The following is a 12707-nucleotide window of genomic DNA, read 5'->3' as shown; positions in this document are numbered from 1 at the left end:
CCCGCACGGGTCGACTCTGGGTCTACGTTCGTGATGACCGCCGTTCGGCTTGCATAGAACCGGCCGCCGTCTGGTTCGCTTACTCACCGGATCGCAAAGGCATTCATCCACAAACTCATCTTGCTAAATTTGAGGGCATCCTTCAGGCGGACGCGTATGCGGGCTATGCTGATTTGTACCTCGATGGGAAAATCCGTCCGGCCGCTTGTTGGGATCATGCTCGGCGGTATGTCTTTGACGTCCATGAGAAAACGCCGTCGGAAACCACCACGCAATTGCTTGACAGGATCGGCGAGCTATACGGTATTGAGGCTGAGATCCGCGGCAAGCCTTCGGATGAACGATTGCGCGTGCGCCAGGAAAAGAGCAAGCCGCTGCTCGTGGCTCTCGAAAAATTGATGCGAGAAAAACTTGCCACGCTTTGGCCGAAAGCACCGCTGGTCGAAGCGATTAACTACTCTTTGAACCGCTGGGATGCGCTCACGTTGTTCTGCGACGATGGACAGGCAGAAATCAGCAATGTACTTGCGGAAAATGCATTGCGTTGCGTGGCGCTCGGCAGGCGCAACTATATGTTCGCCGGCTCCGACAGTGGAGGAGAACGGGCCGCGGCGATGTATTCATTGCTCGGCTCGTGCAAGCTTAATGGCATCAATCCACGTGCTTATCTTGACTACGTGCTGACCCGCATCGCGGACCACAAAATCAACGTCATCGACGAACTACTGCCTTGGAACGTCGCCAGACTTCTGCCTCCGTTCCCACCGGCATCAAACTGATCCGCTCGTCTACGAAAATCTGAAGGGCCCGCACGAGACGCTTACTGATCGACCAAGATTGTGGGTCGTAAAGCAGATGTGCTCAAGCGATTACCCGACATAATTTGGAGGGACTAGAGACTGTTCAGAAAGTCGAGGAGCTCGTCTGTCGGCTTGAAGCGTCCAGGCTTGCCGGGTCGCGGAGTAGCCTTCTCAAGTGCCTGTTCGGGAGGCGCGCGAACGCGCAGAGGATCTCACCAAAAAACGCAATGCAGCGAAAGCCGCGAAGAAAAAACCATGACGCGACTCAATTTACCGTCCGGGATCACGCAAGGGCTCAACTTCCTGATCCCCGAGAACTGGTCCGCTGATCAGGCGCTCGCCGTCGTAGAACTACTGGATGACCTGCGCGAGCGTATCTGCATGCACTATCAGCTTGAGCTTCTTGAACTGCAACATCAACAACGCGCCAATCCCAAAAACGCTCACCCCAACGACGTAGACGACCCATTTTAAAGTTGCGGAAATAGTCGGTGGCAGGGGGTCTCATCCTTGCCGCCATCTATCCGCGCTTTTACACCGCCGCTAACAGGGCCGGGGCGACAACCGCAACATCAACGCCGACGTATGAACGCAACTGCCCTAGCAACGTGACAATGCCGGGCGGACTGTCTAGCGTCGCGGTTTCAATGCATTCCGGATTGTGAATGTATTGAAGCAAACATGTCATTTTAATTTGCAATCGGAGCGGCAGACAATTGCGGCACCGACAGCAGAGGCAGATAGCAATCTCTTGGTGTCGTCAAGTCGAAGGCAAAACTTATTTCCGTCGGGTTTTCTTCATAATCGAAAGACTATTGATAAATATCTAACGCGTCATATTATTAATTTATTGGCTACCATTTGTAACTCCAGTTAATCCGCGATAAATAAATCCTAAAAACAAATGGGGTGGGTTTGTAAATTAAAATATGAATTTTTTGCAAACATATGATGGGAATTGATTTCAATTTGCTTTACTAGCGTAGCAGATCCAAGTTGCAACCAGATGAATCATAAAAATAAATTATTAGGAGACGAATCATCATTAGCAAAATAAAACTTGCATGCGTGGCGTGCGCGTTCTGCGTATGTGCACTGAGAATTGACGATGCCTATGCACAATCGAGCGTCACTCTCTATGGGATCATCGACAACGGTATCGAATATCTTTCGAACGTGAAGGGCCATGCCGTTACGGAGCTTTATTCGGGAGTCGGCTCACTAAATATTTTGGGCTTCCTCGGTAGTGAGGACCTTGGAGGCGGTAACAAGGCCATTTTCAGATTAGAATCAGGCTTTGATTCTGGTACCGGCCTCTCGGTGCCGTCCGGAAGTCTATTCGGAAGCCAAGCGTACGTTGGTTTGTCCAGCGATAAATACGGTACTTTTACGCTGGGGAATCAATATGATCTTTTATACCCATTGGGCTTTAGCCCGGTTAAATGGATCACGACACTAGCGGCAGGAGCCAGCGGCGGCCTTGGTACATCCATGCTTGGGAACCACGCTGCCGGCTTTGAATATGGTAACAGTGCGAAATGGCAGGGTGTGTACGGACCGTTAGCGCTTGGAGCGATGTATGCCTTCGGCCCACAAACGTCGCAGCATATGATGTCATTCCACGCCGGTTATGCTTCCGGAAATTTTTCGGTCGGGGCATCGTATACACGGGACAACTACGTTACCTCGTTTCTTACTACAGGATACAATGTAATTGGAACGCGGATTTACCTTATTGGATCCAGCTATGTGTGGGGTAACTGGCGGCTGATGGGGTATTATTCTAACGCACAAAGCCTTCTAACCTCAGATTCGAATCACGTGGTCACTGGGGCTTTGATATATCAGCTACGCCCTGATATATATCTCGCCCTCGGCGCCGACTACGCCAACGCTCGCAACATACACAATGTCGCAGGAACTCAGAGGCAGATCGAAGCCGCTGCCTATTATAGTTTGAGCAAACGGACTCAAATATACTCGGCCGTGGTCGCCGCCCATGGGAACGGATTCGTTCAGACGTCCATCGGTATTCCCGCTGGGCAGACTGCACCCTCGACCGCGGGCGGCGAAGTAGGGGCTCGCTTTGGTATAACCACACGCTTTTAATTTTTTCATAGCAGCTGATGCCTCAACTTACGATATCGAGGTTGGGCGCTCTTCGTCTCCTTGAAGTAAATTCAATAGCCTTGAAAGGTGAATTGCACGCGGCCATGGAAGGAGGATTAACGGCTGAATCTTAAACGGCAAGTCACTCAGTGAGTGAGCAACCCATATTGGTGCAGACAATGGAGCGAGAGTTAGGGCAACGCCAAAGACGCGTTGAAAGCGGAGAAAGCGACGACGCACGGCTAGCTGGAAGTACATAGAGGCGGGTTCAGAACGACTGATTAGATCTCTAGAGGGTGCTCCAGCAGATGAGGCAAGCGGCGAACTTCAGGAAGGCTTCGTGGATCTTGGCAAGTCGCTCGTAGCGCACTCGAAGACGATGGAAATTATGGAACCAAGCATGAGTACGTTCGACTACGCATCGATATTTTCTAAGGCCCCTGCCATGCTCGGTGCGGCGCTTCGCAAGAACGGGTTTGATACCCCGATCGCGCAACTGCTGTTGGTGTGCTTCGGAGTCGTATCCGCGATCGGCGTAGACGACTTGAGGCTTTTGCAAAGGGCGCCCGCGGATACCACGGATGGGTGGAATCGCATCAATGAGCGGCAACAATTGTGTGACGTCATGGCGATTTGCACCGGTCAAGATGATCGAGAGCGGCACCCCATTTGCGTCGGTAGCGATATGGTGCTTGGAGCCTGGTCGCGCACGATCTACGGGGTTCGGCTCAGTTTTTGGCCCGTCCCGATAGCACGGACGGAAGACAAATCGAGAATCACACGTGAGAAGTCGATTTGGCCGGCTGCACGTAACTCGGCAAGCAGCAGTTCGTGCAATCGATCCCACGCGCCTGCTTCTTGCCGGTCGCGCAGGCGTCGCCAACAGGTCACGTCAGAGCCGCAATCCATCTCGGCGAGTAGATCGCGCCAACGCGGCACCGTGCGTAACAAACACAATGCCGCTCAATGCTGCGCGATCGGCGATCGGCGACCGGCCTGCAACCTAGGTATTTCTCGCGTCGAGGCTTCGACTGTGGCGGTAAGGGTTCGATTTGTTTCCTTAATTCGTCGTCAATGACTGGCTTATCCATCCCCTTGACCTCGTTGTCACGACGATCAAGGTTAAGGCATGTCCATGAATTAACAGCCCCATCACGTCTTGTTAAAGCCGCCTCTATGTCTGTGCAAAAACCGAAGACTTGCGAAGTCTGGCCATCTTCTGATGGGTTCGCCGTCGAAAACGAAGAAAGCCAAAAAATGAAACGCCTACTGCGATACGCAAAGTTAACTATCACCTCCATTGTGTACCTATGTGCCACGATAGACGCGGGAGCACATGTTCTTCGCACCGGTAACGATAGTTTAAATTTCGCGCCGCCATTTCATGCTAGTCAAGGGATAATTTACGAGGGCGCTCGGTACGATAATCCAACGGATCCGACGGCGATGTCAGGCCAAATGTCTGTTTATTACGAAATTCCAAAAAATTACAAATGGGGCCAACGAGGTCGCGGAGCGAAATATCCTATTATTATGATCCATGGCAGTCAGCAGACGGGCGCCAATTTTATTGGTACTCCTGATGGAAGGCCAGGTTGGGCACAGTACTTTTTTGAACATGGATGGCCAGTTTTCGTAGTCGACCAACCCGGTCATGGCGGATCGGGATATTTCCCGAATATTTATGGGCCGCAGGCCGCGAACCCTTCCGTTGCGACAGTGATAAAAATGTTCACTGCGCCGGAATTAGCGAGTCCGTCACTTTGGCCGCAAGCCAAGCTTCATACCCAATGGCCGGGCGGCTTCGGCGCTGGAGTGCCGGGGCAATACGCGTTTGATCAATTTTTCGCGTCGCAAGTCTCGAACATGCCGAATAGCGACCAAGCGCTTGCGCTAACGACCTCCGCGGTGAGTGCACTGATCAAAGACGTCGGGCCATCTATCCTGATCACTCATTCGATGGCCGGTCCGCTCAGCTGGTCCATCCCTCAGGCCAATCCCGGGAAAATAAAAGCCATAATTGCAATCGAGCCAATGGGCAATTCCAGCCTTAAAGGTGATACTGAACCTGGTAGCCGGTGCGGGCTTAGCAATGTCTGTCTGAATTTTTCCCCAGCGGTCAGCAACCCAGGCGATCTTCGTCTCGTCAAGGTACGATCGCCTGCCGCCGATATGAAGAGCTGCTGGTTGCAAGGGGGGCCCATCATTCACAAGCTAAACGGACTTAACCATGTCCCTATACTCATCGCAACCGGGGAAGCCTCTTATCACGCATCTTATGATTATTGCACGTCGAAGTTTCTTAGGCAGTCAGGTGTCGGAAATCTGTATGTGCCGCTGGCTTCGGTTGGCATTCACGGTAACGGACATATGGAGATGCTTGAAATGAATAATCTCAAGATCGCCGCTTTCTATGAACGTTGGCTCACAATTAATCTGCACGAAAAGGTGAGCGTCCGGGCTGGGAGCAAACCCGGCGTGCTGGTGATACCTGGCGCTCACCTTGAGCGGTGACTCATTGTCGTTTATAGCTGTTAAATGGTCTTGCCTTTCGAATGCGTTACCCGTTCCGCATTCTCTTGCGGTCGAAAGCATTTTGAATTGGAATTTCTATTCCTGAAAGAACACTTCAAAAAACCTGAGGGCGAACCGCCCCGGTAAGTTGGACAGTTTCCGGGCAGGGCCGAGAGGGCCGGGTTCAAAGTATCGCTATGCCAGGTTTGGATCGGCGTCGTTTTAGAGCGGCGTATTTTCAGGCGAGTAGCGGTACCTAGACTAAGTTAGTGACTTGCCTCTCTCGTGGCGTTGGGCGTGGATTAATCAAAGAGATATGGAGACACCGTAATGACGAACACCAGCTGGGATCTGTTCAGTCGGACGTTGAAAATCATCAACGGCTCGCATCGAGAGCCGGGTGGGCGCCGATTTTGGATCGCGACAAGTTTGCTGACTGCAATATTCGCGACCGGTAGCGTTGTTGCCGCACCGGACATGGGAGCGATCCAAGCGAAAGCGCAGACGTGCATTGCGTGCCACGCGTCGGGCATCAAGCTCGGCAATCCGCCGATCAGCGTGCCGACGTTGGAAGATCAGCATGCCGAGTTTATCGTCGCAGCACTTGAAGCATTCAAAAATGGTAAGCGTAGCAGCAGCACAATGAGTCCAATTGCTGCATCGTTGAGCAACGACGATATCCATGCGCTGGGAGATTATTTCAATGGAGCGGGGTTGACGCCACAGCGCCCCCCCGATAACGTGAAAATGCCAAAGGTCGTGCTCGAAGTGTGCGAATCCTGTCATGGGAGAACCGGCATGGGTGTAGTCCCGGAGGTTCCGGTTATCGGTGGTCAACATTCGGATTATCTGAGCAACGCGCTTCACGCTTTTCGTAGTGAAAAGCGTAAAAGTGCCGTGATGGGATCCTTGGCGGCCAGCTTGTCCGATGAGGACATCACCGCCGCCGCGAATTTCTTCTCTCAACAGGCGTATCTATCAAATGAAAAGTTTGTTGCGGGGCCCATATCGGAGGAGAACCGTACCGACACGGTTGCATCCACGACGCGTCAACCCGCTCCAGCGGCGGTTCAGCAGAAAGTAGCTCGGCAATTGGTTGTTGCAATGAGCATGGTCGATATAAAGGGTGGAATCTTCGAAATGGGTTCCAATATGGTTGACGAAGATGCGCCAGGATATCCGAAGCATGCGGTGACGGTGCAGGCATTTCGCCTCGCTGCATATCCGGTGACCTTTGCGGAGTACGATGTTTTTGCTATCGCGACAGGCCGCGCAAAGCCAGATGACGAAGGCTGGGGCCGGGATAAGTATCCGGTGATTAATGTGGATTGGAATGATACGATGGCCTTTATCATGTGGCTCAACAAGGAAACTGGTCGACGTTTCCGCTTGCCGAGCGAAGCCGAGTGGGAATATGCAGCGCATGCGGGTACGTCAACTAACTATTGGTGGGGCGATCAGACGGATTTCTCGATGTTCAACTCGCACAAGAACGTGGGGCGGGATCGATGGCTCTATACCTCGCCAGTCGGTTCGTTCCCGGCCAGCCCCTGGGGCCTATACGATATGACGGGAAATGTCTTCCAGAGGGTAGCCGACTGCCGGCATGCGAGCTACGTGGGTGCGCCGACCGATGGCAGCGCCTGGATCACAAGTCCATGCTTGCTGCGGATCATGCGCGGTGGGTCATGGCACACGCTCGGTGCCGCGGCACGCGCTCGAGCAAGAACAGCGGTATCAGATGTAATGACTAGCGATACTATCGGTTTCCGTTTGGCAGAAAAACGATGAGCTTGCTTTGCGGGCCGCACGCCGGTTTTCCGACGTGCGGCTCCGGCGTTAGCCGCATGCCCTTGTACAGAAGTCAGGCATCGTCTTCGCGAAGGGCCCGAATGGTCGAGGCGGCATCGATGGTTCGCTGCACGCCGATCCAGAGAGTCTTAGGATCGGGTTCACCATCACTCTTACGGCCCAGAAATCCGCCCAGTGAAGCAATCAGGCGAATGATTTGATTGAGCGTGATGGGCGTTTTCGGTCGGGTGGGATGTACAGATCGCTGAGGTTCGCCGATTCCGCTAGCCGTGCGAATGGTTGCGTTAAGAACTTGCCGAGCAGTCAGCACACCATGCTGCCTCACGGACTTCCCATTGTTCCCTCCAGCCGACGCTCAGCAGCGCAATACTTTGTGCTAGAAAGGCTAATTGCCCCTGCCAAGGTACCGGTGATCTGCCTTGATCGACACCTTCGGAGTTCTAATTTACTCATCCTTCCATGAAGCCGTTAGTATCGACCAACGTCTCGCAATCCTGAAAGACTGTTGCAAACGATCAGTTTCAGCGGCAAGCGTTACTACGCCATTGGCTACCAACTAATTACGCGGGCTGACATCGAACTTAAAATACTGCTTGTTAAGCCGTGTGAACGTTCCGTCCGCTTTAATTTCCACGATCGCCTGATCTATGGTTGCCCTCAATTGATCGTCTCCTTTACGATATCCCAACCCCGTGCCTTTGCCGAACAGCGACTTATCGTAGATTTCAGAACCATTCAGCTCAAAATCGGCACCTTGCGGCTTACTCAGGAAAGACGCGGTAGATGACGTCGCATCATCAAGGACTGCATCCAGTCTGCCTAGCGCTAAATCGACGTAGATTTGATCGGACGACGCATAGGCAACAATGCCAACACCTTTGTCGCGCCAATATTTATTGGCAAATGTCTCAAATACCGTTCCTTGCTGCACACCGACCCGCTTCCCCTCCAACTTATCTGCACTTGCTACCAGCCCTGAATTTTTATGCGTTATCAAATAAACAGGTGTGGTGTATAAAGCAGAGGAAAAATCGATGGATTTCTTTCTTTCGTCGTTAATAGAGAGCGATGAAAGAATGGCATCGAACTTTCTTGCTTCAAGAGCTGGAATTAATCCATCAAATGAGTTTTCAACAAATACACATTTTCTTTTTATTCTTTCACAAATCGACCGCCCTAAATCCACATCAAATCCCGCAAGATTTCCACTCGGATCTTTATATTCAAATGGTGGAAAAGTAGGATCAATGCCCAGCTTTAGCTCCGTTGACACAGGGGCAGAAAACGCTAAAGAACTGACTGCCATTAGAAAAACCGCTAACGATATTTTTTTCATTGCTCTACCTCTGGGCTGCTGCTTGGATATTAAGATTTGAATCTACCGGGCCGAAACGACGCCAGCATAGGGTGAGATTTACCGGTGGTCATCTCCCAGCTAACTAGTTCGCCGACGATTAACGACAGTGTCGCACCAGAGTGAGTAAATGCCACATAACAACCGGGCATTTCCTGGAGCTCTCCCAGAACAGGGAAACCGTCGGCAGGAACCGGTTTCCAGCCGGCTTTATAGCCCGCCAGGGTGATAGGGACATCTGATTTGAGTAAGCGATCCGCCTCAGATAAGAGCTGTTCAACGATGTGCTCAGGAACGGAACAAACACCATTTTCATCTTCTTTTATCTCATTGACATACCAGCTATGATCAATGACTAATGAGTTTCCCGGGTTAGGCCTCATGGCTACTTTTGGCGTGTTCAATACAACTGAGGGACGGTTGTCAAACGGTTCCGTGATGGCCACCATTGATAAAACTGAACCGTCAGGCAGGTCAACCCCCAATTCAGCTACTAGCTTCGAGGTCGAGGCGCCACAAGCCAGCAGGACTTTGTCGCATAAATATTCACCCTGTTTTTGTGATACAACCCCTTTCGTGGCGCCTTCTGCGTCGAAAATGGGCACGGTTTTTCCGGCATTCTCAATAACGGTTCCATTGAGAGTTAAAAATTCAGAAACCAGACACTCAATAAGTTCGGGCAAACTGACCCAGCCTTCTCCAGCATTGTAGATACCATAAGGACCTATAGCGGCGGGATTAATCTTGGCATCTATTGAATTGACGTCTTCAGGCTGAAAAAGATGTGAATCATAACCCCGCTCTTTCTCAATCGAATACCATTTCCGTACTTCATCCTGATCAGATAGAAATACGCCACCATTGAATTTCAACCAATCAACATGAGTATTTTTGCAATAAAGGGAGCGAAATCGATCAATACCGGCCATCCTTAAATTATAATAATCGGCAGGCCATGGTCCGGATGCGTTCAACCACGACAGGGAGCGACCTGAGGCGCCAGAGCCTAATTCCTTTCCTGTAAATAATCTAACCTTCACGCCAGCGCGAGCCAAATACAGCGCGCATGAAACCCCGATAACCCCACCGCCAATCACTGAAATATTCATTTAAACAATTCCCTCTCTGCTGCTTTAACTGAAATCAAAATAATGGTTCGCGGCACATCAACGTCATCAGCGCGTATCTCGCGCCACTTTGCGCAGCAAAGGTCGTCCATCGCTCGGACGACTTTAGCGTCCACTGCACATGCGGCAGGCAGCGACGACCCTTCCTCTTAACTCAGGCCATACCGAACATGCCGCGTGAGGCGCGAAACGCGACCCTGTGTGATCGCATGCCGATGAGCACGTCACTAACCACGTCAACATTGAACATGCGTGGTGGCAAACCGACAGCGTGATCAACCCGATGTTATATCCGCCCCCGATGCACCGATCCGTTGAAAATGCTGATATGCCAAAGCTTCAGGCTGGCAAAATGACACGTCAAATGCAATTTTTTTGGTCTTCTATTCCTGAATGTTATGGCCTCGTCCGATCTTAAAATTCGTCAGGTTGAAGCGTTCCGCGCGCTCATGCAACGCCATACCGTCACGCGCGCTGCGCAGACGCTACATGTGTCGCAGCCCGCTGTGAGCCGCCTGCTCGCCGATTTCGAAACCGGCGTAGGTTTCAGGCTATTCGAGCGGCAGCAAGGACGCCTCGTGCCGACCGCCGAAGCACGAGTGCTGTATGAAGAAGTGGAGCGGACCTTCGTCGGGCTGGACCACATCACGCACGCGGCACAGCAGATTCGCGCGATGCGACTCGGGTCGTTGCGCGTTGCCGGTTCGCCGGCCGTTGCGCTGGAATTGCTGCCCGCCGTAGTCGCGGCGTTCATCCGCGCGCATCCGGGTGTAGACGTGACACTGCTCACGCCCGGTGGTGCCGGCACAGTCGTGGATCTGGTCGCAGCGGGGCATTGCGATATCGGCTTCACAACCGAGGCAGTACCGCATCCGGCCGTCCGTCTTGAACGTCTGACGGATGCACCCATGCCCTGCATCATGCCGCTGGGCCATCGGCTGGCGAAGAACCGCATAGTACGTCCGGAGGACCTCCGCGATGAGCCGTTCGTTTCGTTTCCACGTTCATTCGATGCACGCAACGCCATCGACCGGGTGTTTGTAGAACATGACGTGCACCGCCAGTTGATTGTGGAGGCACAACTGTCTCAGATCATGATTTCGCTCGTGGCCAACGGCGCGGGCGTCGCATTGATCGACCCTGTCACGGCGGCATTCGCCAGGAAGCGCGTCGCGGTACGGCCATTTCACCCTGACATCAAGGATCAGATTTATCTCGCGAGCGCCACTTCAGGTTCAGCATCCGGCGTGGCTACGATATTCGCAGACAGCACGCGTGTGGCGCTTAAGGACGCGCTCAAATTCCAGGTTGACCGTTCATCCAGGCGGCGTTGCTGAACCATGCGCCCACGGGTTTTGACGCAGCGATGCGTTCATGCCAATGTGACCTCATTAGACGTTCCGCAGTCACACACAGCACTATCCGTCCCCCTGGAAAAACGGGCGATCTGACGACTTCATTGGTTGTCCAAAAAGCTTTGTCGCGTCAACTGAGTAGCTATTCGGGCGGCAGGTTTAACCCAGGCGACGTGCGCTACTCGCTTCACTCTATCGTGATGCGGGAAATCGAAGAAAGTTCGTTGGTGCATTTCGTTGAATTCCGCGCCAAACCATCGGCATCGACCGCGGTTCGCCGACCAGGGAAATCCCTACCCTTAAACGCCGACCGGGTGGCTTTTTGAATGCGCCGAACGAAAAAGACTGCAACTCAAACGTCGCTTCTTGTAGAGCCACATCGCAACCGACTCTATCCGAAGTAACGATTTGCATCGCTTGGCATTGACCCCTGGCCGCCTGCTGTTGTGATACGATCTAAACGATAAATACCACATTCGAAGAGTGAGAGTTGAAATGGCAGCCCGGCCGCCCAAACATGATTTCTAGCGGCTGGTCCTGGTTGAAAAACTGCTTCGAGGGACGGTCCGGGATTGGGCGAGTTAGCTGCCGTTTCTCAACAATTCGGCGTTCGATCTGGCAACGAAACGAGCGGCCGCAAAGAGTAACGCCGAGCCGCCCGGCCCTTGTGGTCTGAAGACGGTCAATCCGAGATATACATGCTTGTTCGAACGCGCATCAAGTTTCGCCACCTACAGTGCTTCCTAGAAATTGTTCGTCAAAAAAGTTTAACGAAGGCGGGTGACGTTCTTGCTTTGACGCAACCAACAGTATCTAAGACCCTAAGCGAATTGGAAGACGAACTCGGTGTCGTGCTGCTCGAGAGAAGCCGGGAGGGCGTCCTGTTGACAGCGCAGGGCCACGAGTTTTACCGCTACGCAGGCATTTGCGTTGCATCCCTGCGAAATGGTTTCGAAGCTGTGGCCAGAAGTAAGAATCCCGCAACCATGATCTTGCATATTGGCTCGCTCATCAGCGTCGCGGCGCGCATTATGCCGGACATCATCATCCGTTTTCGGGAGAGTTACCCACAGGCGCATATCCGCGTGATGACTGAATCTAACGTTACTCTCTTGCATAAACTTAGGCACGGCGAAATCGACGTTATGATCGGCCGGATACCGGAGCGCGAGCAAGCCGTCGGCTTTACCTTTGAGCCGCTCTATCATGAGTCTCAGTTGTTTGTCGTCAAAAAAAATCATCCAATATTGAATGGCGAGACTTTTTCTCTACATAACATAACAGACTATCCATTTGTGATTACCGGCTTTCAAGAGTCTATTCGTCAGGATGTCGAACGGTTTTTGGCTGCGCAGGGAATTCCACTTTTCGAACCCACCGTCGCGATTAACAATCCCGATTTGGGGAGAAACCTATTGTCCAAATCGGATGCGATTTGGTGCACTCCTCTAGGCGTTGTTGAACAAGACATCGTTGCGGGAACGCTGGTTGAATTGCCTATAGATACAAGTTATCTTCGTGCGACGATCGGCATGACGACCCGCGCGGATCAACCCTTGGAAGGATTGAATCTGGCGTTCGCCGAAACCATACGAGTAATCACGCAAAATCTCGCGGATACCTTCTGACTGTAGAC

11 protein-coding genes are annotated in these 12707 nt (G+C 52.3%); 7 read left to right on the top strand and 4 right to left on the bottom strand.

Going from position 1 to position 12707, the window contains the following annotated elements; genetic code table 11:
* From tnpC to BSU04_RS19465, 3 genes are all read left to right on the top strand, one after another.
* Nucleotides 1-779 (top strand): IS66 family transposase (tnpC, locus tag BSU04_RS19475; protein WP_144021280.1); only part of this gene is annotated, 779 nt, incomplete at its 5' end.
* A gap of 276 nt (nucleotides 780-1055) precedes the next feature.
* Complete coding sequence (locus tag BSU04_RS19470) at nucleotides 1056-1274, top strand: hypothetical protein (RefSeq protein WP_089162168.1); 219 nt, start codon at nucleotides 1056-1058, stop codon at nucleotides 1272-1274.
* 594 nt (nucleotides 1275-1868) lie between these two features.
* The gene (locus BSU04_RS19465) at nucleotides 1869-2909 is read left to right on the top strand and encodes a porin (protein WP_179258367.1); all 1041 of its coding nucleotides are present in this window, start codon (nucleotides 1869-1871) and stop codon (nucleotides 2907-2909) included.
* A 289-nt stretch (nucleotides 2910-3198) separates the two neighbouring features.
* Here BSU04_RS19465 and BSU04_RS19460 read toward each other — a convergent pair whose 3' ends face one another.
* Nucleotides 3199-3756 (bottom strand): IS5 family transposase, encoded by a 558-nt coding sequence (locus BSU04_RS19460; protein ID WP_256983059.1) that lies wholly within the window; start codon nucleotides 3754-3756, stop codon nucleotides 3199-3201.
* 599 nt (nucleotides 3757-4355) lie between these two features.
* On the opposite strand from BSU04_RS19460, the gene BSU04_RS19455 reads away from it, so the two are divergent.
* Together BSU04_RS19455 and BSU04_RS19450 are read left to right on the top strand one after the other, a co-directional pair.
* The gene (locus tag BSU04_RS19455; protein WP_144021279.1) at nucleotides 4356-5423 is read left to right on the top strand and encodes an alpha/beta hydrolase; all 1068 of its coding nucleotides are present in this window, start codon (nucleotides 4356-4358) and stop codon (nucleotides 5421-5423) included.
* A gap of 330 nt (nucleotides 5424-5753) precedes the next feature.
* Nucleotides 5754-7214 (top strand): SUMF1/EgtB/PvdO family nonheme iron enzyme, encoded by a 1461-nt coding sequence (locus BSU04_RS19450; protein WP_089162165.1) that lies wholly within the window; start codon nucleotides 5754-5756, stop codon nucleotides 7212-7214.
* 73 nt (nucleotides 7215-7287) lie between these two features.
* Here BSU04_RS19450 and BSU04_RS19445 read toward each other — a convergent pair whose 3' ends face one another.
* The 3 genes from BSU04_RS19445 to BSU04_RS19435 form a co-directional block, all read right to left on the bottom strand.
* A complete protein-coding gene (locus BSU04_RS19445) occupies nucleotides 7288-7545 on the bottom strand; it encodes an IS4 family transposase (protein WP_373452846.1) in 258 nt (85 codons plus the stop codon).
* 246 nt (nucleotides 7546-7791) lie between these two features.
* A complete protein-coding gene (locus BSU04_RS19440) occupies nucleotides 7792-8571 on the bottom strand; it encodes a transporter substrate-binding domain-containing protein (protein ID WP_089162164.1) in 780 nt (259 codons plus the stop codon).
* A gap of 29 nt (nucleotides 8572-8600) precedes the next feature.
* Nucleotides 8601-9698 (bottom strand): NAD(P)/FAD-dependent oxidoreductase, encoded by a 1098-nt coding sequence (locus tag BSU04_RS19435; protein ID WP_089162163.1) that lies wholly within the window; start codon nucleotides 9696-9698, stop codon nucleotides 8601-8603.
* 416 nt (nucleotides 9699-10114) lie between these two features.
* On the opposite strand from BSU04_RS19435, the gene BSU04_RS19430 reads away from it, so the two are divergent.
* A complete protein-coding gene (locus tag BSU04_RS19430; RefSeq protein WP_089162162.1) occupies nucleotides 10115-11053 on the top strand; it encodes a LysR substrate-binding domain-containing protein in 939 nt (312 codons plus the stop codon).
* Nucleotides 11054-11769: 716 nt separating this feature from the next.
* Nucleotides 11770-12699 carry a pca operon transcription factor PcaQ gene (gene pcaQ / locus BSU04_RS19425; RefSeq protein WP_089162161.1) on the top strand — a complete coding sequence of 310 codons (930 nt, stop codon included), beginning with the start codon at nucleotides 11770-11772 and terminating at the stop codon, nucleotides 12697-12699.
* Nucleotides 12700-12707: the final 8 nt, after the last annotated feature.

The organism is Caballeronia sordidicola (assembly GCF_002220365.1).
GTDB lineage: Bacteria > Pseudomonadota > Gammaproteobacteria > Burkholderiales > Burkholderiaceae > Caballeronia > Caballeronia sordidicola_C.
Note: the sequence above shows the minus strand (reverse complement) of the source record. Positions and strands in the feature narration are given on the sequence as shown.